The sequence below is a fragment of the Bacillus cereus group sp. MYBK220-1 genome (assembly GCF_051916445.1).
In the GTDB taxonomy this organism is placed as follows: Bacteria; Bacillota; Bacilli; order Bacillales; family Bacillaceae_G; genus Bacillus_A; species Bacillus_A cereus.
This window is the reverse complement of the sequence record NZ_JBQAGQ010000001.1, coordinates 860435-881260: the sequence shown is the minus strand read 5'-3', so window position 1 is coordinate 881260 and position 20826 is coordinate 860435. Positions and strand designations below refer to the sequence as shown.

Below are 20826 nucleotides of genomic sequence, written 5' to 3'. Positions count from 1 at the left end.
CATGAATTTTAAAGCGTAAGTTGAATGAGAATATATATTCATAATGGAGGACGCTATTAATGGAAGTACACGGAATGGTTTCAATATGGTTCGGTAATATGCAAACGCAAGATCAGTTGGATACATATATAGATGTTACGTATGATGAAGAAGGAGACTCTATACCAGCAAGATTTTTTGTTGATTTTAATATTGATATGATTGATGTAGATGAAGATTTTATTGAAAAGGAAGTGTTAGAAGAAGCGAGTGATGACATTTCTATGTTATTAACGGGATGTTCATATGATGATAAAATACTTTCTCGAATTAAGGAAGTAGTTAAATTAAATAAATCCTATAATTCTATCGTTTTAATTTATAATTTTCAATATGACAATTCAGTAAGTAATTGTGAAGGTTTTAATTTTGTAACTGCTACAAGTTATCTATAGTTAGAAGTAAAGTACAGTAGAATAAAAATGATTTGTATAGTTTTTCCAATAAATATTTGGTATGATGGTGAATGGGAAAAATATACAAGTTGTTAGTTTTTCAAAAAAGGGGGATTGAATTGAAAAGAACACCTGAATTTGTATTAGGTTTAATTGGTGGCATTTTGGGAATTATTATTTCCATAATATTAATAGTTGTAGCGTTTAATATTATGGAAGGTGTTGATTACGAACTTTTAGCTTATTACTCTATTATTTTAACGGTTCAAATAGGATTGTTCATTTTATCGTGTTTAGTAAACAAGGTTAATAATAAAGTTTATGGAGTTTGTATGATTGTGATTCCTATAGTTATGTTGTTTATGTCATTATTCTTTTTACTTATTCCGACAATTTTACAAATTATATCTGGTTCATTTGCATTTAGGACATTAAAGTTAGAATCGAATGTAAGCTAAATATAATTATCAACGTCTGAATATTCGGTTTTTTAAACATTTTCGTTTGCAGTTCAAATTAACATAAAGTACAAAGTTGTACGCTTTAGGAGGAGAAATAGATGATTATTTGGTCTGGTTGGGGTTTTTTGGTCGCAATTATTGTAATTATTAATACTCTTTTGGGTAAGGCTATCTTTGGATCTATAACGGGGGACGCTACATATTTTCAAGACCATAGTTGGCCAATGGCGGTAATGTTTATTATATCAGGGGTTATGTCTTGGTATTTAGGTAAATATATTAATAAGCCAGATGGGAAAGTTTATATAGATGCCGAAACTGGTGAAAAAGTTATGTTTAACAAAAAGCACTCATTATTTTTTATAAAAATGGAATATTGGGGACCGATTCTAGGAGTTATTGCGATTGTAACTTTAATTACAAGATAAAAAAAGAGGATGGGTATAGCAAGAGTAATCTATTCAAGTAGAAGGAGAAATCAGTCATGAATGCAAAGAAACTACTAGGGGTAGCAGTTCCGGTCATGTTGTTATTTGGTTGTGGAGTTTCTGAGAAAACGAACACTTCTAAACAGGAGAAAACGGAAGAGTCTAAAGTAAAAGAATCGAAGTCTAATAGTAAGAAAGAAAAAGTTTCAAAGGAAGACTATCCTAATAAAGTGTATAAATTAGGGGTAGAGTTTGATAAGTTGTTTGCGGAGCATAACAATATTACAAGAGAGGTTTTTGACGGTAAGAAAAAGAAATCAGATATAGTAGATAGTGTGAAAGAATTAAATAAAGTGTTAGATAAATTTGAGTCGATAGATCCCCCTACAGAGTATGTAAATCAACAAAAGGATTTTGAAAAAGCAATTGGTTATTTTAGAGAGTCTTTTTCTTTAATAAATGAAGTATTCACCCGAAAAGAAAAAAGAGAAAAAGGCGATAAGACTGATAAAGAGTTAATGGAGAAATCCGAAAAGTTAGTGAAAGAAGGAGATATTTACTGGCTTAAGGCATTCAAAGATCTTGAAGGGGATATTAAAATCGGTGACGGTACAGTATCTGTGAAAGATTTGAAAGAGTTAGATAAGAAAGCTGGAATTAATACGGATAACGTTATGAAGAATGTGAAAGATGGTACGGAATTAATCGGTAATTGGGGATTCAAAGGAACAGACGGTTTCATTATGTCACTTATTCTAAAAGGTGATAAGACATTTGAAACGTATGGTAAAGGTGAGTATCCAAATAAAAAGAATTATATTGAAGGCACTTGGGAATATGATAAGGAAGCTTTTACAATCTATTTACATCTCAATAAACGTTTAGTAGACGGTGTAGAAGATACAATTCAAAAAAAGAAAATAGCATATAAAGTTCAAGATTATGATGGGGAAAACTTGCAATTATTTAATGAGACGTCATTTCATACAATTAGGTATGTGAAGCAAAGTTAAAGTTATGGAGGACTAGGTTTAAATGGCCTGGTCCTTCATTAAAGAGTGGGTATGTAAATAATATGTTATCTTTCGTTCTGTTTAATTAGTATCATGTTATTCTTTAATAGAGTAATAAATGGAGTTTTGCATTAAATATATGAGGTTGGTTACAAATGATAAAAAAATTTACTAGATTAGTATTAATAGTGGTTATCCCAATCAGTCTTATTACAGGTTGTGGGGCTGCTGAAAAAACTGAAGCACAAAAGCCGAAAGCGGTACAAACGGAGAAAAAGGACTATATGGATTACTCATATGGTAGCAAAGGTATATTAGTAAGTGGCAAAGCGAAAGAACGGCAACAATACGAGATTGGATATATGGATGATAATAAATTAATTGGGATTGATGAAAATATTGAAGACTGCATTATTTTAGATAATAAAGATGAAGCAGGTCTCATTTGGAAACAAATAGAGCGAGGATCTATTATTGAAGTGCAATACGGTAAGGATCGCAATGATATCGTAGGCGTGCAATTCGTAGGAGATCGTGAGTCATATGAAATTAGTGATAAGTTTGATCGGAATACGATAAATGAGATTGTTGAAAACGTTAAAGGGAATTTGTAATAGATGTATTTCGATAGTATAGGATCTCTTATTATGAAATTGTATGCCAGTTATTTGTCTAAGTTTAAATTGATTATTTTGACGGTATTTGTAATTAGTTGTAAAATAATGTTTGTTGATGAATTTTATAAAAAGTATGTTAGATGAAATTCATCTGTAGGGATGACATATAAATATTTTCTTAATGGGTATAAAATATGGTAATTTAAATATATAAATAAAAAGAAAATATATTAGGAGTACATAGTAGATTCATATTTTTAAAAATTAATGTGACAATAAAGGGAGGTTGAGATACATACACGGTGGGAGTGTGTATGTATTTATTATAATAATGAATAAGACAATCAAACAACAAGTAATCGCACTATCAACAAGTCTAGTGATTTTAGGGAGCGCACCTTTATCAGCATCAGCAGAAGAGATCAACAAATCTCAAACTGATCAACTTAATATTGCCCAAGGAGAACACGGAACGAGCGGATTAAATTATTCTAATTTCAAGTTGGAAGTTCCTGATCATGTACAAATTAACGAAGCAGAAGTATCTGAAAATGAAAAAATGCTTTTAGAAGAATATAAGCATAAACATGATGAAACAGAAGAATTAAACAAAATGCAAGATGCTAAGAAGGGACAAGTAGCAGAAAAGGAAGCTATTTCAAACATTGAAAAGGCATTTGAATCTGTAGATGGTCGAAATGATGGATCTGATCGTCAAATGAAACCTGTTGCAAAGCCAAGAGGTATTCAATATAGTGCACAGAGTACGAAGAAATATGGAACACTTGCAGGAGTTCCATTTGTGGAGTGGATTGTTCCAGCAGGAAATCCTGATATTCGTCCTGCAAATCCGATGAAAGCACGTTACATTACAATCCATGAGACCGCAAATACAGCTGCTGGTGCTAATGCTGAAAATCATGCGAAATATTTATACAAGCAAGCAACTGAAGGCACTTTCCGAACAGCTTCATGGCATTTTACTGTAGATGATAAACAAATTTATCAACACTTACCAACAAACGAAAATGGTTGGCATGCAGGAGATGGAGATGGTTCAGGAAACAGGGAGTCTATCGGTATCGAGATTGCGGTTAACCAAGACGGTGATTACAATAAAGCGTTAGAAAATGCAAAACGACTTGCAGGTTATTTAATGAACAAAGAAGGAATTGGTGCAGATCATATTTACAAGCATCAACAATGGAGCGGGAAAAAATGTCCTGACATTTTAATTTCACGTGGTAATTGGGCTGGTTTCGTACAAGGAATTCAGTGGTATGCAAATATAAATGCGCAGATTGATACGCCTTTACAAGATAAAAATGACTCATTTAATCCAAATGAAAATAATCCAGCTGAACCTAGCATGGAACTAGTGGTAAATGGTAGTGGCATCAATGTACGTAGTGATGCGGGTATTGAACATCGTGTTGTACGTAAAGCTTCAAACGGAGATCGTTACAAAGTATTAGCCGTTAAAAATGGTTGGTATAAAGTAGGTAATGGAGAATGGATTTTCTATGACCCAAGTTGGATTAAAATTAACTACAATGTACCAAAGGAAGAAGTACAAAAGCCTAAGGAAGAAGTACAAAAACCAAAAGATGATATTACAGGTGGCTGGTTTGAAGGGCATATTCGTAAATTAAACAGTCTAGGTATTATGCAAGGCGAAGGCAATGGTGTATTTGCTCCATATCGAAATGTAACGAGAGCGGAGTTTGCGAAATTAATCTCGAATGCTCTTAAACTACCAGAGGGAAATAAGTCATTTGTAGATATTAATGAGGCACATCCATCACTTCATGACGGTATTAAACGTTGTGCAAGTGCAGGAATTATTAATGGTCGTGGTGAAGGGATTTTTGATCCTAACTCACCAATTACTCGTGAAGAAGTATCTATTATGATTGACAAAGCATTACGATATAAAGGAATTACAGGTGAGTTAGTAGCATTACCATTTACAGATAAGCATTTAATAACATACAAAGAATCGGTTCAACGATTATACAGTCTAAAGGTAGTTAATGGTATTGGAAATAATGAGTTTGATCCTCGAGGCACAGCAACTCGTGGTCAGGCGGCTGCCTTTATTGTGAAGATGTTAGATTCAATGCAAAAATAAAAGGAAACTTTAATCAGTGAGGGCCACTCGCATTGCAATCAAGCAGTTTATTCACCAAATTTTGAAATGAGAGTGTTACTGCCCACAAATAGCAGAAGAAATTGTATGTAGAAGCTGACATTGGTAGAAGTAAAAAAATAAGAAGAATTTGAAAGGAGCTATCCAAAATAATAATTTGGAATAGCTCCTATTTAGTAGGAAGAACAAATTGTATTTGATAGATTGTAATGTAGAATGCCCTTCCAAGCCCCTTATAAGCCCCTACCAAGTAATAAATCACTAAGAAAAAACAAAAACAAAAACAACTACAAGAACAAAACAAGCGCGAAAAAATGAAACCGGCGTTGTAGTAGTAAAAAAATTGTAATTCGAATGCCAAAACCATTCCCGCATGCCTATCTTTATAATGAAGGATTAAAATTTTCCTATTTACTAGCAAAGAGTGGAGGGAAACATATGGCAGTATACCGTAGTGTGCAGGTGAACTTTTGGCAAGATGAATTCATATTAGATTTAACGCCAGAGGAGCGTTATTTTTATATATATTTGTTAACTGGTACGAAAACGAAGCAATGTGGTATTTACATATTACCGAAGCGTGTGGCAGAGCTTGAAACAGGTTATAGTATGGAGACTGTTGAGAAGTTGCTAAACAGGTTTGTTGAGTATGGAAAGATTCTATATGATACGGAAACGAAAGAGGTATTCATAATAAACTGGTTACACTATAACCCTATTTCAAATACGAATGTGGAGAAGTGCGTATTACGTGAGTTAAAGACTATAAAAAGTAATGAGTTCATACATATATTTTTACGTAAATGCCTTGAAGAAGAATACAAGATTCCATTATTATTGCAGCATTTTGGTATGCCAAAAGAAGAGGATAATAGTAGTTCACAAGTAGTTATTGAAGAGAAAGAAGAAGCGGAAGAGATAGAGGTGGAAACCATAGAAGAGGACGTTCCAAATAGTGAAGTTTATAAGTTTTATGAACAAAATATTAGTAGTTTATCCCCATATATTGTGAAGGAATTGAAGAATTGGATACAAAGACTTTCTGGAGAGAAAGTGTTAGAGGCACTTAAAATTGCGTTTGAAAATAATAAGAAAACGTTAGCTTATGTGAAGGGGATTTTGAGGAATTGGTGTAAGAAAGGACGAGTAGATTTTAGTGAAGAAATGCATAGGAGAGAAGTATTTGGTTCGTATGATCCATAGTTTGGATAAGGATTTTTTCTAGTCTAAAAGGTTCTTTTACTATAGAAGCGAATAGTGTGAGAAAGGGGTGGTTATATGGAAGTCGTTATAAAGAAGAAACGAAAAAGGGGAAAAAGAATTTTTATTTGGGCTAGTAGTATCGTTCTTTTGTTAGTTATTTCCGCTGCGATTTTTTTGAACATATATACGCTGAAATCTATGCCAAAGATAGATGGAACGATAAAGCTAGAGGATTTACAACAAGCTGTTACGGTGAAGCGTGATAGTAAAGGTATACCGCATATTAAATCGGAAAATGCACATGATTTATATTTTTCACAAGGATATGTGCAAGCGCAAGATCGTTTGTTTCAAATGGATTTAAGTAGAAGACAAGCGTCTGGTATGTTAAGTGAAGTTGTTGGGGAAGCAGCTGTTGATCGAGATAAATTGTTTCGAACACTCGGTTTACGGCGAGCTGCCGAAGCTTCAGTTAGTCAATATGATGGAGAAGCGAAATATGCCCTGCAGTCATTTGCTGATGGGGTGAACGCTTTTATACGTGAGGCGAAAGAGGAAAAGAAATTACCAGTTGAGTTTACTATATTAGGTTATGAACCTGCTGAGTGGTCAATTGTTGATACTTTAACGATCGGGAAGTATATGGCGTTTGACTTAGGAGGACATTGGCACGGACAGGCATTTCGATATTGGGCGCTGAAAAATCTTCCGAAAGAGCAAGCGAATGAGCTATTTCCTGCATATCCGAAAGATGCCCCTAGATTGCTAGCTGAACTGAAAAATACAAATGTGGACGTAGCACAAAGTTTTTCAAAAACGATAATTCCGCCGGAGTTTAACGGTAGTAATAACTGGGTTGTGAGCGGTGAGAAGAGTGCGTCAGGTAAGCCAATTTTAGCAGATGATCCTCATTTATCTCTTGCGACGCCTTCTATTTGGTATCAAACGAGACTTGAAATGAAAGGTTTAAATGTGAGTGGCGTTATTTTCGCTGGAGTACCAGGTGTTATATTAGGACACAATGACAAAATAGCGTGGGGTGTTACGAATACAGGGCCTGATGTGCAAGATTTATATATTGAGAAGAGAAATCCTAATAATGAAAATGAATTTCTGTATAACGATAAATGGGAAAAAGCTACCGTTGTAGACGAGTCTATTAAAGTGAAAGGCGGGAAGACAATTCCTTATAACGCTACGATTACGAGGCATGGACCAGTAATTTCAGAGTTTGCGGATAAGGGGAAGGAGAAAACGAAAACAGTATTCTCTTTAAAGTGGACAGCTTTAGAACCGTCAGCTGAGTTAAAAGCTGTATTAAATATGAACAAAGCAAAAGACTGGAATGAGTTTGAAACCGCTCTTCAAGATTTTCATACACCAACCCAAAACTTTGTGTTTGCATCAAACGACGGCACAATTGCTTATAAAGCGAATGGAAATATACCAGCGCGTAAAAAAGGTGATGGTAGCTTGCCTGTTCCAGGATGGACAGATGAATATGAATGGGAAGGGTATATTCCATTTGATCAATTACCGAAAGTTGTAAATCCAAAAGAAGGGTTTATTTCAACTGCGAATAATAAAATTGTTGATGATGATTATCCGTATCATATTAGTAATACGTGGGCGCAGCCATATAGGCAAATGCGTATTCAAGAATTTTTGCAAGAGAAAGAAAAGTATACGGTGAAAGATTTAGAAGAGTTACAGATGGATCAAAAGAATTTATATGGGAAAGAGTTTACTCCTATATTTTTAAAAGAGTTAAATAAAGCATCTTTAAATGAGGTAGAGAAAGAAGGCGTAAACCAATTAAAAAAGTGGAATTTTTACGATAGTAAAGATGAAGCGGCACCACTAATTTTTCATTTATTAATGAAAGAGATTTCGAATACGTTATTTTCAAAAGAAATACCGAAAGATGTGATGGAGTTATTTAAAGGGAAGTCACAAGTTGTTGATGAATTAATTCGAAAAGAAGTAGCGGGAGAAAATAGCGCTTGGTTTACGAAGTATGGAGGTTTCACAAAAGTTGTGCATACATCGTACGAGAATGTAATGAAGAAATTGCAGAAAGAATATGGACCGGATGTTGCGGAGTGGAAGTGGGGCGATTATCATCAACTCGCTTTTACACATCCAATTTCGAAATCATCGAGTATGTTAGCATTACTAGCTTTTAATCGTGAGAAACCAGTTCCAATTGGCGGAAGTCAAGTTACCGTCCAAGCAGCAAGTTACGGCGAGAACGGCATTGTAAATCACGGAGCTTCTTGGCGATTCGTTATTGATACGAAAGATATGTCAAACGGTTATCATATCGTAGGACCAGGACAGTCGGGACATTTTAGAAGCGATTGGTATCATGATCAAATAGATGATTGGGTAAGTGGAACGTATCATACGACTACATTGAATACGGAGGGGATAGAGGGGAAGGTATTAACTTTGCAGCCGAAGTGATAGTAAGTTCTTATTTGCAGATGGCCCAGTTTTATGAAGTAATACTCCTTCGGCTAATGAAAGTTTTGCTTTAATAAAGAGACTCTTACGATTGTAAGAGTCTCTTTTATTATGAGAATGGATAAAATATCCTTTTTATAAAAAAGCGACAAGTTTTGACAAAATATTATACAGAGACTTGTTATAATATCTTTTGGAATATTATGTTTATTAAACGGAGGATGAAGTAGTGTGCAACAAGGAAAATTTCTTAATAGTTGCAGTGAAATCGAATAGGGGGATTTAATATGAGCGTTAAAGTAATAAGGGCAACAGGGATGATGGGCGGAGCAGCAAGAGTTGCTGTAAAGGTAGATAACGAAGTAGTAATGAAACTTGAGAATAACGAAGAATATACGCTTCCTTTTGAATTAGATGAAGCGAATATTAAAGTAAAACAATTCTTTTTTGGAAGTAAAGAAAAGAAAGTAAAAGATGGCGATGTAGTAGAAATTAAGATAAATAGTATTGCCATGCTATTACTGATGGTGTCAATGATGGCTGTTTTATTTGGTTCGTCAATTGGTATAAATATTGTTGTTTTTGGTGTAATAGGAGCTTTAGTTACGTTAGTATACGGATTGAATAACTGGTTTCGTTTAGAGGTTAAATAATTATTGTATATATGTTTATTTCAGTTGATTTACTATACATGGAATGAAAATATTTTTAAGTGGGAAATGGAGAGGATCAGTATGAAGAAAATGGTTGTAATATCTAGTTTGGCGCTAATAGTAGGTTTAACAACTGGTTGTAGCAGTGAAAAAACAAGTGGACCTAAAACAGTATCTGTAAAAAAAGAAAAAGAGTTAGTAGCGAAAGATATTTTTAAAAAAGCAGCTGACGGATTAAAACAAGAGGAATATCTTACATTGACATCTCTTATGTCAATGAAGGGGAGCGGCCAATCAGAAGAAATTAAAATGAAAATACAGATGGAGCCGAAACTGAAGAATTCTAGAGCTGAAATGAAAATAAGTGGTACAGATATTGTAACGTATGAAGTAAATGGAAAGGTCGCTGCTCAAGTGAAAAATCCTGATACAGGAGAGTTAGTTACGATACCTAATGATCAATTTAATGTAAATGATGTAATGGTCAGTAAAAATTTACTTAATGAGTTAGATTTACCGGAAGCTTTGGCTAAGAAAATGAAAGCAAAGAAAGATGGAGACACATATAAACTTACACTTGAATTAAAGGGAAAAGAAGCGGTAGATACGTTACAAAAAATTAATGGGGATATGAAAAAATTAACGGAAGGATTTAATATGGATGCGTTTAACATTGAATATATAATAACAAAAGATTATAAATTTGAAGAGATGCGAACAACTATAAAAGTGAGTGAAAGTAACTCGGATAAAAAAGCTAGTACAGATAAGGAAAAATTGGATGCAGTTGTGAGTATAAAGATTGATTCATATGAAAAGTTTGATTCAATTAAGTTACCAGAAGGAATTCAATAATTTCAATCGTAAAAGGATAAAAAGGAGCGGAAATCTGCTCCTTTTTTATTTTTCCTACTATTTTTAGAAGATTTATATGAATATAGTTGAACGGCACTTCATTTTTTTCTGGAATAAATGTGAAACGTTGTATAAAATAATCAAGAAAGCCAAAAATTATAGGGGGAAAGTTGTGAAGAAAAATAAGAGTTTAATAAGTTTTTTAGGAGTGTTTATTATGTTGTTTTCTTTTTGTTTTCAAGGAAATGTACAGGCAGATGTAAATACTGTTCAATCTGGAAAAATCAAATCAGGAAACGTAACAGTATGGGAAGTTGGAAATGTAGCGAAAGTATTAGCGGATGTGGAGCGCTTAAATTTAAATACAGTAAATGTACCAATTCAAGTGGATATCCCGAATGTGACTTCTACTAACATGGTAATTAATCAAGCGCAAAAGCAACAAGCTATTATTTTAATTCAAGAATTATTAAAGCGTAATATTCAAGTTATAGTGGAACCGTTCCCGTATATTCAGCAGGGGAATGTTGGAGAGACAGAATGGAACCCAAGTAACATTAATGATTTCTTCTGGAATTGGAAGACGGTTATTCTGCAAGATATTTTTAATTCCATTACAAGTAAATACAATGTGTATGGACTAAAGATTGCTTCTAATTTTGTGAATATGGAGTATGCAGAAGGATACTGGAGCGATACAATTGATTTTATTCGTAATCAGTATAAAGGAAATATTTTGTATCAAATGAACTGGTGGTTAACAGCAAGCTGGGACTCTTCTTATGAAGAGAAGTTTATAGAGAAAATAAACCGTCCGTATTTAAAGAAGGTAGATATTGTTAGTATCGATAGTTGGTTTGAAGTTTCAGGAAAAAGAAATCCAACATATGAAGAAGTGAAGCAAAGTTTATTTGCGACGACAGTATATAACCGTGGACAAAATGTTGTTCAGCAATTGGAACAATTACATAATGCAACAGGAAAGCCAGTTTACTTCGGTGGATTTAACGTTCCAGCACGTGAACTTGGATTACAAAATCCATGGAATCCAGATGTTTCAAATGTGTTTTCGAAAGGGATCCAATTAAATGGATGGCGTGCTTACCGCGATGTATTAGAACCGAAACCATATTTTAAAGGTTTTTCAATTTGGTTTATTGGCTCTAATGATAGTACACATCCGTATCAAATACATAGTAAAGAAGCGGAGGCAGTTATTAGCGGCTGGTACCGAAAATAATTTTTATAAAATAGGTAAGTTTTGAAGTTTACTACATATATTTCTAGTGAAAGGCCTTTCACCATCTTATCACCTAGGGGGCAATCATAATGAAATTTTTGTCTTACCTTACAGTAATTTTGGTGATTCTCGGCGGTTTGAATTGGTTGTTTGTAGCGTTAGATTACAATGTAGTTGAGAAATGGTTTGGTTCTATGCCGGCGCTTGTGGACACTATTTATTGGCTCATTGGTCTTTCTGCTATTTATCAAATTTTTGATCGGTTCTTCACGGACAATTAGCAATTATACTTTATTACTAGAGTGTTAAGTACGATTATGTACTTAACACTTTTTTGTATGTTTATAAAAAATAGTTTGCACATGCAAGCGATTCCATTGCGTCTTGCGCCGTAATAGTAGAAAACAAATTGACCACGTATTATATTTTAGGTTATAATTCAGAAAGTTTAAAAATTAATAAAAATGAGAAATAGGGAGGTTATGAGGGTAATGGAGAGAGTCTATAATTTTTCAGCAGGACCATCAATACTCCCTTTGCCAGTTTTAGAGAAAGTGCAAATGGAGCTATTAAATTATAACGGGACAGGCATGTCTATTATGGAAATGAGTCATCGATCTTCTTATTTTCAAAGTATTATAGAGGAAGCGAGTAACTTACTTCGTGAATTAATGAGCATCCCTGATGAGTATGAAGTTTTATTTTTACAAGGCGGTGCGTCATTACAATTCTCTATGATACCGTTGAACTTAATGAATACGTATAAAAAAGCTGGATACGTACTAACTGGCTCATGGTCTAAAAAGGCACTGCAAGAAGCCGAAAAAGTTGGGGAAGTACAAGTGATTGCTTCTTCCGAGCAAGAGAAGTTTACTACGATTCCTAAACTGGATGGTTTACTAAGCGATGAAAAACTAGATTATGTACATATTACAACGAATAATACAATTGAGGGGACAAAATATGTGGACATTCCACATGTAGAAAAAGTGCCGCTCGTTGCGGATATGTCCTCAAATATTTTATCAGAGCGATATGATGTTTCGAAGTTTGGTCTTATATATGCGGGGGCGCAAAAGAATTTAGGACCTGCGGGCTTAACGATTGCTATTATAAAAAGAGATTTAATTGGGGGAGCAGATCGCTCTTGTCCTACGATGTTAAACTATGAAACTTACAGCAAAAATAACTCCTTATATAATACACCGCCATCCTTTAGTATTTACGTAACGAAACTTGTACTAGAGTGGCTGAAAGAGCAAGGCGGGGTATCTGCGATTGAAGAACAAAATAGAATGAAATCTTCACTTCTTTATAATTTCTTAGATGAATCAAAATTGTTTACTTCACCAGTTGATCCTACGTATCGATCACTTATGAACATTCCGTTTACAACACCGTCAGAAGAGCTGAACAGTGAGTTTTTACAAAAAGCGAAAGAACGAGGACTTGTTACGTTAAAAGGACATCGATCAGTCGGTGGTATGCGCGCTAGTATTTACAATGCGATGCCAGTACAAGGCGTACAGCAATTAGTAAATTATATGAAGGAATTTGAGCTTGAGAATAGATAGGGAGATGGGGATATGTTTCGTGTTCAAACGTTAAATCAAATTGCAGAAAAAGGTTTGCAAGTTTTTACTGAAGAACGTTATGAAGTAGGAGATAGAATCAATCATCCAGATGGAATTTTGCTTCGTAGCTACTCTTTACATCAAGAAGAGTTTTCAAAAGACTTAAAGGCGATTGCAAGAGCTGGCGCTGGTGTAAATAATATTCCTGTCGAGCGATGTACAGAAAAAGGAATTGTAGTATTTAACACGCCGGGGGCAAATGCAAACGCTGTAAAGGAACTCATTATTGCCAGTCTTATTATGTCTTCACGTAACATTATTAATGGTGTAAGTTGGACGAAAAACTTAGAGGGTGAAGAAGTACCACAGCTTGTTGAATCAGGAAAAAAACAATTCGTTGGATCAGAAATTGCAGGGAAACGTCTAGGTGTTATCGGACTTGGCGCAATCGGTGCTTTAGTTGCGAACGATGCGTTAGCGTTAGGGATGGATGTTATCGGATATGATCCTTATATTTCAGTTGAAACAGCTTGGCGTCTTTCTACACATGTGCAAAGAGCATTTAGCCTTGATGAAATTTTTGCAACGTGTGATTATATTACACTGCATATTCCTCTTACGAATCAAACGAAGGGGATTATTGGGGAACACGCTGTAGAGAAGATGAAAAGAGGGATGCGTCTATTTAATTTCTCTAGAGGAGAACTTGTAGATGAAAAGGTTCTTCAAAAGGCATTAGAAGAAGATATTATTACACATTACGTAACGGACTTTCCAAATGAAAATGTAATAAAGATGAAAAATGTAACAGCGACACCTCACCTTGGTGCATCTACGTCTGAATCAGAAGAAAATTGTGCAGTAATGGCAGCACGTCAATTACGTGAATATTTAGAGACAGGAAATATTCGTAACTCAGTAAATTATCCAAACGTAGAATTGCCGTATATCGGAAAGAAACGAATTACAATTATGCATCAAAACGTCCCGAATATGGTAGGGCAAATTACAGGATGCTTAGCGGAACACCATATTAATATTGCCGATATGATTAATCGTAGTAAACATTCTTGGGCATACACAATGATTGATATCGATAACGGAATTGATGATATAATAAAAGAGAATATTGTAGAAAATATAAGCAAAATTACAGGTGTTGTAGCCGTTCGAATGATTGTGTAAAGGAGAGAGGAATGTGGCAAAAATACGACCGTTTCGGGCCATTCGTCCAGTAGAGGAAAAAGCGGCACAAGTGGCAGCTTTACCGTATGACGTATTAAATAGTGAAGAGGCAAGGGAAGTTGTAAAAGGGAATCCATATTCTTTCTTGCATGTTGATAAAGCAGAAATTGATTTAGATCCTGAACTGTCACCGTATGATGATCGCGTGTATGAAAAAGCGGGCGACAATTTAAAGCAATTTATACGAGAAGAAGTGTTCATACAAGATGAAGAGCCAGCGCTATATATTTATGAACTGACGATGCAAGGAAGAACGCAGTCAGGTCTTGTTGTTTGTACATCTATTGATGAGTATGAAGATGATACAATTAAAAAACATGAAAGAACACGTCATGAAAAAGAACTAGATCGTATTCGCCACGTAGATGTGTGTGACGCCAATACAGGCCCAATCTTTTTAACGTACCGTACAAAAGATGAAGTAAAGCATTTAATTAGAAGCTGGAAAGAAGAACATGCGCCAATTTATACATTTACAGCAGAAGACGGTGTTAAGCATGTTGCGTGGAAGATTGCAGATGAAGATGTAATTACGACTTTAGTAAACGCATTTGAAGATATTCCTAATCTTTATATTGCAGATGGGCATCACCGTTCTGCATCAGCTGCAAAAGTAGGACTTATGCGAAGAGAACAATATCCAAATTACACAGGAGAAGAGGAATTTAATTTCTTCTTATCGGTTCTATTCCCTCATGATGAATTATCGATTTGGGACTATAACCGAGTTGTGAAAGATTTAAATGGCTTATCAGAGGAACAGTTTTTAAATCAAATTACGCAGTACTTTTATGTAGAAGAAGCACCTGTTTCTCCGTATAAACCAAATGAGCCAAAAACATTTGGTATGTATGTAAATGAGAAGTGGTATAAGCTTACTGTGAAAGAAGAAACATTTGATGCGAATGATCTTGTTAGAGGTTTAGATGTATCTATCCTGCAAGATCATTTATTAAGCCAAGTACTTGAAATACATGATCCGCGTTCTGATTCACGTATCGATTTTGTCGGAGGAATCCGCGGATTAGAAGAACTAGAACGCCTTGTGAACAGCGGCGAATACAAAGCAGCATTCGCATTATATCCGACATCTATGGAAGATTTATTAGCAATCGCAGATGCCGGAGAAGTCATGCCACCGAAATCAACGTGGTTTGAACCGAAACTGCGTAGTGGGTTGTTTGTCCATTCTTTAAAATAAATAGACTTCTTTAGTTAGAAAAACCGAAATGATTTTAGTTTCGGTTTTTCTTATTTTGGCTCAGTAAACGTTTAATGTTGATTTTAATGTTAAGATTGAAATATGTAACAACAGGTCGCTACAAAAAATGGAGGAAATACGATGAAAATGCAGCTGCAAAAAAGTTTTTATGTTGAATTGAAAAATGCAATTCGTTGTCATTATAACGAACTTTTAACAAGATGCGGTGTTGACACAATATACGGGTACTCCATATTAACAGACGATTGTGTCAATAGCATTGGACCAGTGGCAAATAAAGAAAGACTAATCAAAGTTAATAAATCGGACCCTTTATACAATTATTATAGATACGGAGCTGTTGAGTGGAGCGAATGGGACGATTTTGGAATGTTTGATGAAGTGAACAAAATTATTAAGAAATATCATAATATCGTCGAAGATGACTTTAACATACGAGTACATACACTGTTGAAAGAAACGTTAAATGTGTTAATGGAACTTGAATCAGAAGGGTTGTTTGGAGATAGAGATGATAATCGATTTATTGTCATTTGTGTAACTGATTCATCGAACGAAATCATGATTGAATCAGCTCGATTGCTTAATACATTAAAGACATACGAAGAATATGCTTCAGAATTTGCATAAGAATGAACATAAGTAAAACTGCGCTCTATAAGAGGCGATTTTCATTTAATAGAAAGTCACCAATTAATAGTAACCATTCGTTGTGACGTAACCATTGAACAATTAGAACCTGATGAAAAAACGTCCAAAGATAATTAAAATGTTTATATGTATGAATCAACTTGGAAAAGAAGTAATGCAGGGGAGCTTTTCAGGCATTATTCTTTGATTGGTAGGAAAAGTAATGAATAAGTGGGCCCCCGCTGCCTCTCAGGCTTAGAGTTTTAATTTCCCTCATAACGAAAATTTGATGTATCGTTGAATACTGATAATAAGACGTTATGTAATATACTCTGTTCTTTTCTTAACTATTAGAAAATAGGTGATGGATAAACTCGTCAACAAAAAGGACATTCCTAGTATTACAAGAAATGTCCTTTCCACTAAATTATAAGGTATTTTGCTGAAATTCAAACTCTAAAATTAGTTTACTAGTTTGACCTGTAAACTGATAATTATAGGATCCTCTCAGGTTTTCTAAGTTACCGGTAGCTTTAATAATTGTTCCTGGGGAATCTAAATTTCCTTTATCAAATATTCCTTGCTCTATAGCTGTAAATGTCCCTTGTTGCCCCTTATAAATCCCTTCAAAGTGTAAAAATCCAGAAATTTTAGCAGTAGCCAAGTGACCATCATTTATATTTGAGTCTAAATAATATAATAAGTATTCAACAAAAGCCTTTCCTTTTAATTCCCCATCAATATCATATTCAACATGAGCAATATTAATAGAAAAATCTTTTCTAGTATCATCAATTGGTTTTTCATCCCATTTACTTACTGTAAATGTTACTTCCATACACGTAAATCCCCCTTTATCATTAGATAAGTAATCTCCATATCATTTAAAAAGTACTAATTCACAGTCATATCTTATAGGAGTGTTTTTATTTATTTAAGCTCTGTCATATCGTTATCTTATCTCAGAATCACCTGCGCCTCTCCATGAAGAACTTACTGTCGCCACGATATCTCCTGCTTGTAACCTCTTTGGTTTTATTAACATGTTAACTCCGCTGCTACAGAATGTAATGGACTACGATTATACAAACTGTATTATTGAAAAACATGATGTATGACATTAGTTTCTTCATCATCAATTCGTTTACCTGCTGGGATTCAAGAATTCAGTCTTAGTGTTGAATATAGGAATAACCAATTTATATTTGAAAATTACAGTATGCAACATTGTATGAGAAAGACGGTTGATATTTTCTGCAATCTGTAACTGTAATGATTATAAGTTGGTCGTATTCAATCCGAAAAATAAAATCATCATGAATGGAGAGGTTATAGCTTTTCCTGAACAAGAAAGCTATCGCCTTTAGGCATGGGAGGAAAGGGAGGTTTGATACGGATTGTCCCTAAAAATCGCAACGTTCGTGGTACTTTAAGTGTCCGAAGTATAGATAGATTCTTCGTTTTTTTTGATTTTTAGGGAATTATTCTTTAATTAGTAGATAGAGAGGTAAAATAAAAATACACCTAATTAATAGGTGTATTTTTTAGACTTGAAAACCACATATGTATTGGAGATTTCTCTTAGTTAGAATGTATCACAATAGAAATCATGTATATACATAATATTTGTTACATCGAATGGTTTCCTTGTAAGTATATGAAAATGGTAATCTAAATAGATTTTAATTTTGTTAACTTACCAACCTGTACTATGTTCAGAATTAGCAGGGGCGCCGCCAGTATTGCCATGAGATTCAACTTTCGGAGCAGGGAAATGTGTATGCCCTTCTTGTTTAGGAGCTCCACCAGTGTCGCCGATGTTTAAAGCAGGAGCGCCGCCAGTATCGTCACGGGAATCTAATTTTGGAGCAGGAGTATCACCAACATTTAAAGCAGGAGCGCCAGTATTACCATGCGCTTCTAACGTAGGAGCAAAGAAGTCAGCGTGACTCTCTTTTTTAGGAGCCATTCCTTCCCCATGAGTATTTGTATAAGAAGGAGCCCAAGTGTCGCCATGTGAATCTAATTTAGAGCTTAGATCAGCATGTGTCTCTAGTTTTGGAGCAGGAACATCGCCATGCTCTGCTTTTACAACGCCCCCATCCCCAATATTTACACCAAAAAGACCAAAGCTAAACACTGATAACCCTACAACAGCTGTACTAATTTTTCTTTTCAATCTATCTCTCTCCTTTTTATTGTTTTATTTCATTTTGTCTAAACGTGGTAGATAAAATGAAATGAATCGTAAAAAAATACAATTATATTACGATATACGAATAATTCTGTGTAATATTTTGTAAAACCTCCTTGAAATTTGAATTTTATGAAAATAAAATTCGACATGGTTCATTTTTCAACTAGTTGAATAGATTTTGATTGAGTTTTTATAAAGCTATTCATTAACCTTAGGACCGAAAGTAGATCTTAATTTCTTTATACCGTGGTCATAAGGTTATTTTAGCTTTGAATTAAATTAAAGCCCTCTTGCTTTATATTTAAAAAGTACAGTATGCATCATTGCATGAGAAAGAGGGTTGCTATTTTTTATATACTGTAACTGTAATAGTTACAGGTTGGTCGATACCAATCAAAAATAAAATCATCATGAATGGAGATGTTTCATAATGGGTATGAAAAAAATAATTTTAGCAGGTGCTTTAGGAATCGCAGCATTATCAGGAACAAATGTACCAGGATTAGAACTAACAAAAGCGAGTGCAGCTTCTATTGAATCGAACTTCTCGACGTTAGAAGGACGAGTAGTAGAAGTAGATAACGGTGTAATTGTTGTTAAATCTAAGCAATATGAGGAACCTGTTAGTGTGTATATTGATTCACTTTCAAACGTTAAAGTAGGAGATGAAGTAAAAGCTACTGGATCTATGATGCGTAATTTTACAGAATATATGGTTGCAACTGCAGTTGAAAATACAACAAACAAGTTAGGTATGCATATGAAAGAAGATGGCTCACCTGATTATGTAATTGGAGAAGTAGCAAAAGTAGGAACGATGGAAGATGAGGGAGACGGTGCTACTAAATATGTCGTAGTTGAATATCCATCGCTAAATGGGAAGAAAGATATTATTGATGTTTTCTTAACAAAGGGACAAGTATTTAATACGGGTGAGAAAGTAAAAATTGATATGAAGTATGTAGGCTGGGGCGGAAGTTCTATTAACTGGAACACAGTTGATCATATCGAAAGAGTTCATGAAGCAAAGACGAACACTGAAAATAATGATGATGTATGGATTTGGTCTTAATAAGGCGAGTATAGGTCGTTATTTGCAATTTTCTCCAAACAATACATGTAAAAACTAAATGTATCATGCAGTACCCATCTAATTCTCATTGCGTATGACAATTAGATGGGTACTTTTTTATTTGAAATTTGTGCAAGTCAATGTTCAGCATTTCTTTTTAAGAGTAAATTACGGTTGAAATCAAAACTTTATTTGCAGTACATAATAAATAATGTTGATTTTTTATCTTATATTAAAATAAAAACAAACCACTGTTCGATTTGAATATTCCACGATATAATAGTGAGAGTTTATGGCAGAATAAATATTTACATAAGAAGTGAGGTACTGTATGAAAAAAAGAACGACAGACATTATTTTTATTATTATCGGTGCATTTCTTTTTGCGTTAGGTGTCAATTTATTTGTTATTCCGAACGAGTTTGGTGAGGGCGGGGTAACAGGTATCACGATTATTACGTACTATTTATTTGAGTGGTCACCAGGTTTAGTTAACTTAATTTTAAATGCGATTTTGTTAATAGTCGGTTATAAATTTTTAAATAAGATTACAACGATTTATACGATTATCGCTGTAGTGACCAACTCGCTATTTCTTCATTTAACAGAAGGCTGGACGATTGCTTCTGATGAAATGCTCGTAAATGCCATTTTCGGTGGAATATTTATTGGGTGTGGTATTGGTCTAATCATTCGTGTTGGCGGAACAACTGCAGGTACTACGATTTTAGCAAGAATGACGCATAAGTATTTAGGCTGGAGTATTAGCTATGGTCTACTGTTCTTCGATTTAATCGTTGCGTTTTCATCTTATTTCATCATTGGTGCAGAAAAACTGATGCTGACAATTATTATGTTATATGTAGGAACGAAAGTAATGGAATTTGTAATTGAAGGTTTAAATCCGAAAAAGGCCATCACGATTATTTCTGATAAACCAGATGAAATTGCTGGGAAGGTGACGACTTTAATGGGCAGAGGGGTTACTGTGTATTCAGGTCATGGCTATTACACGAAAACGCCGAAGGAAATTCTTTATGTTGTTATTAATAAGCAAGAAGTAGTGAAGCTAAAGCGGATTGTTCAAACTACGGATCCGGCGGCGTTCATCGCTATACACGATGTTCGTGACGTGTTCGGAGAAGGATTTGTTGATATTTCGAAGGCTTAAAAATTGTTTTTGATTAAAATAAACTTAATACTAAAACGTAAGAATCTATTTTGAATCATCTGTTTTCAAAATAGATTCTTTTTTAATTAAACGCCAGTCACTTTCAGTTCAATCTTTTACGTTCTAAAGAAAACCGCCGATAAAGCGCTCCAGTCTGTTCTTTAATTTTGAAATGTGAGAGTTGAATAACGATGGA

General features: G+C 34.4%; 20 protein-coding genes. 18 read left to right on the top strand and 2 right to left on the bottom strand.

Translation table 11 applies throughout. The features are described from left to right. The first annotated feature begins 59 nt into the window (after positions 1-59). The 16 genes from ACTFRU_RS04425 (at position 60) to ACTFRU_RS04350 (ending at position 16190) form a co-directional block, all read left to right on the top strand. Positions 60-434: an immunity 22 family protein gene (locus ACTFRU_RS04425; RefSeq protein ID WP_000451794.1), complete on the top strand. Its 375-nt coding sequence runs from the start codon at positions 60-62 to the stop codon at positions 432-434. Between the two features lie 119 nt (positions 435-553). Then, entirely contained in the window at positions 554-892 is a 339-nt protein-coding gene (locus tag ACTFRU_RS04420) for a DUF4064 domain-containing protein (protein WP_000831724.1), read from the top strand. A 101-nt stretch (positions 893-993) separates the two neighbouring features. Further along, positions 994-1323 carry a hypothetical protein gene (locus tag ACTFRU_RS04415; protein WP_000587853.1) on the top strand — a complete coding sequence of 110 codons (330 nt, stop codon included), beginning with the start codon at positions 994-996 and terminating at the stop codon, positions 1321-1323. 56 nt (positions 1324-1379) lie between these two features. Further along, positions 1380-2336, top strand: coding sequence for a DUF3994 domain-containing protein (locus tag ACTFRU_RS04410; protein ID WP_078384798.1), 957 nt, complete (start codon positions 1380-1382; stop codon positions 2334-2336). A gap of 155 nt (positions 2337-2491) precedes the next feature. Then, positions 2492-2950, top strand: a complete 459-nt coding sequence (locus ACTFRU_RS04405) for a hypothetical protein (protein ID WP_000591634.1) — start codon at positions 2492-2494, stop codon at positions 2948-2950. A gap of 334 nt (positions 2951-3284) precedes the next feature. Next, a complete protein-coding gene (locus ACTFRU_RS04400) occupies positions 3285-5084 on the top strand; it encodes an S-layer homology domain-containing protein (RefSeq protein ID WP_033673070.1) in 1800 nt (599 codons plus the stop codon). 372 nt (positions 5085-5456) lie between these two features. After that, complete coding sequence (locus tag ACTFRU_RS04395; protein ID WP_152121517.1) at positions 5457-6305, top strand: DnaD domain-containing protein; 849 nt, start codon at positions 5457-5459, stop codon at positions 6303-6305. Between the two features lie 75 nt (positions 6306-6380). Continuing rightward, the gene (locus ACTFRU_RS04390) at positions 6381-8771 is read left to right on the top strand and encodes a penicillin acylase family protein (protein WP_152121516.1); all 2391 of its coding nucleotides are present in this window, start codon (positions 6381-6383) and stop codon (positions 8769-8771) included. 287 nt (positions 8772-9058) lie between these two features. Continuing rightward, positions 9059-9424: a hypothetical protein gene (locus ACTFRU_RS04385; protein WP_000114231.1), complete on the top strand. Its 366-nt coding sequence runs from the start codon at positions 9059-9061 to the stop codon at positions 9422-9424. A gap of 81 nt (positions 9425-9505) precedes the next feature. Continuing rightward, complete coding sequence (locus ACTFRU_RS04380; protein WP_098284157.1) at positions 9506-10279, top strand: DUF6612 family protein; 774 nt, start codon at positions 9506-9508, stop codon at positions 10277-10279. Positions 10280-10451: 172 nt separating this feature from the next. Further along, positions 10452-11519 carry a glycoside hydrolase family 113 gene (locus ACTFRU_RS04375; protein WP_113303475.1) on the top strand — a complete coding sequence of 356 codons (1068 nt, stop codon included), beginning with the start codon at positions 10452-10454 and terminating at the stop codon, positions 11517-11519. 89 nt (positions 11520-11608) lie between these two features. After that, positions 11609-11800 carry a DUF378 domain-containing protein gene (locus tag ACTFRU_RS04370; protein ID WP_000670803.1) on the top strand — a complete coding sequence of 64 codons (192 nt, stop codon included), beginning with the start codon at positions 11609-11611 and terminating at the stop codon, positions 11798-11800. A 210-nt stretch (positions 11801-12010) separates the two neighbouring features. Beyond that, positions 12011-13093 (top strand): 3-phosphoserine/phosphohydroxythreonine transaminase, encoded by a 1083-nt coding sequence (gene serC / locus ACTFRU_RS04365; RefSeq protein WP_152121514.1) that lies wholly within the window; start codon positions 12011-12013, stop codon positions 13091-13093. Between the two features lie 12 nt (positions 13094-13105). Beyond that, positions 13106-14278, top strand: a complete 1173-nt coding sequence (locus ACTFRU_RS04360) for a 3-phosphoglycerate dehydrogenase family protein (RefSeq protein WP_000490228.1) — start codon at positions 13106-13108, stop codon at positions 14276-14278. Between the two features lie 13 nt (positions 14279-14291). Beyond that, on the top strand, positions 14292-15539 hold the full coding sequence (locus ACTFRU_RS04355; protein WP_001063071.1) for a DUF1015 domain-containing protein: 1248 nt from the start codon (positions 14292-14294) through the stop codon (positions 15537-15539). 141 nt (positions 15540-15680) lie between these two features. Beyond that, complete coding sequence (locus ACTFRU_RS04350) at positions 15681-16190, top strand: DUF4303 domain-containing protein (RefSeq protein ID WP_000783832.1); 510 nt, start codon at positions 15681-15683, stop codon at positions 16188-16190. Between the two features lie 427 nt (positions 16191-16617). On the opposite strand, the gene ACTFRU_RS04345 is transcribed toward ACTFRU_RS04350, so the two are convergent. Further along, positions 16618-17028, bottom strand: coding sequence for a DUF3224 domain-containing protein (locus ACTFRU_RS04345; protein WP_440037495.1), 411 nt, complete (start codon positions 17026-17028; stop codon positions 16618-16620). 858 nt (positions 17029-17886) lie between these two features. After that, positions 17887-18369: a hypothetical protein gene (locus tag ACTFRU_RS04340; RefSeq protein WP_000823365.1), complete on the bottom strand. Its 483-nt coding sequence runs from the start codon at positions 18367-18369 to the stop codon at positions 17887-17889. Positions 18370-18817: 448 nt separating this feature from the next. On the opposite strand from ACTFRU_RS04340, the gene ACTFRU_RS04335 reads away from it, so the two are divergent. Further along, a complete protein-coding gene (locus ACTFRU_RS04335) occupies positions 18818-19459 on the top strand; it encodes a F0F1 ATP synthase subunit alpha (protein WP_006922815.1) in 642 nt (213 codons plus the stop codon). 331 nt (positions 19460-19790) lie between these two features. Then, entirely contained in the window at positions 19791-20630 is an 840-nt protein-coding gene (locus tag ACTFRU_RS04330; RefSeq protein WP_000747497.1) for a YitT family protein, read from the top strand. The last annotated feature ends 196 nt before the right edge of the window (positions 20631-20826 follow it).

Bases quoted from the DNA above. Each gene is read 5' to 3' on its own strand.
- ACTFRU_RS04370 (WP_000670803.1), top strand. From the start codon at position 11,609: ATGAAATTTTTGTCTTACCTTACAGTAATTTTGGTGATTCTCGGCGGT.
- ACTFRU_RS04390 (WP_152121516.1), top strand. From the start codon at position 6,381: ATGGAAGTCGTTATAAAGAAGAAACGAAAAAGGGGAAAAAGAATTTTT.
- ACTFRU_RS04335 (WP_006922815.1), top strand. From the start codon at position 18,818: ATGGGTATGAAAAAAATAATTTTAGCAGGTGCTTTAGGAATCGCAGCA.
- ACTFRU_RS04405 (WP_000591634.1), top strand. From the start codon at position 2,492: ATGATAAAAAAATTTACTAGATTAGTATTAATAGTGGTTATCCCAATC.
- ACTFRU_RS04395 (WP_152121517.1), top strand. From the start codon at position 5,457: ATGCCAAAACCATTCCCGCATGCCTATCTTTATAATGAAGGATTAAAA.
- ACTFRU_RS04345 (WP_440037495.1), bottom strand. From the start codon at position 17,028: ATGGAAGTAACATTTACAGTAAGTAAATGGGATGAAAAACCAATTGAT.
- ACTFRU_RS04380 (WP_098284157.1), top strand. From the start codon at position 9,506: ATGAAGAAAATGGTTGTAATATCTAGTTTGGCGCTAATAGTAGGTTTA.
- ACTFRU_RS04410 (WP_078384798.1), top strand. From the start codon at position 1,380: ATGAATGCAAAGAAACTACTAGGGGTAGCAGTTCCGGTCATGTTGTTA.
- ACTFRU_RS04350 (WP_000783832.1), top strand. From the start codon at position 15,681: ATGAAAATGCAGCTGCAAAAAAGTTTTTATGTTGAATTGAAAAATGCA.
- ACTFRU_RS04330 (WP_000747497.1), top strand. From the start codon at position 19,791: ATGAAAAAAAGAACGACAGACATTATTTTTATTATTATCGGTGCATTT.
- ACTFRU_RS04385 (WP_000114231.1), top strand. From the start codon at position 9,059: ATGAGCGTTAAAGTAATAAGGGCAACAGGGATGATGGGCGGAGCAGCA.
- serC (WP_152121514.1), top strand. From the start codon at position 12,011: ATGGAGAGAGTCTATAATTTTTCAGCAGGACCATCAATACTCCCTTTG.
- ACTFRU_RS04360 (WP_000490228.1), top strand. From the start codon at position 13,106: ATGTTTCGTGTTCAAACGTTAAATCAAATTGCAGAAAAAGGTTTGCAA.
- ACTFRU_RS04400 (WP_033673070.1), top strand. From the start codon at position 3,285: ATGAATAAGACAATCAAACAACAAGTAATCGCACTATCAACAAGTCTA.
- ACTFRU_RS04425 (WP_000451794.1), top strand. From the start codon at position 60: ATGGAAGTACACGGAATGGTTTCAATATGGTTCGGTAATATGCAAACG.
- ACTFRU_RS04415 (WP_000587853.1), top strand. From the start codon at position 994: ATGATTATTTGGTCTGGTTGGGGTTTTTTGGTCGCAATTATTGTAATT.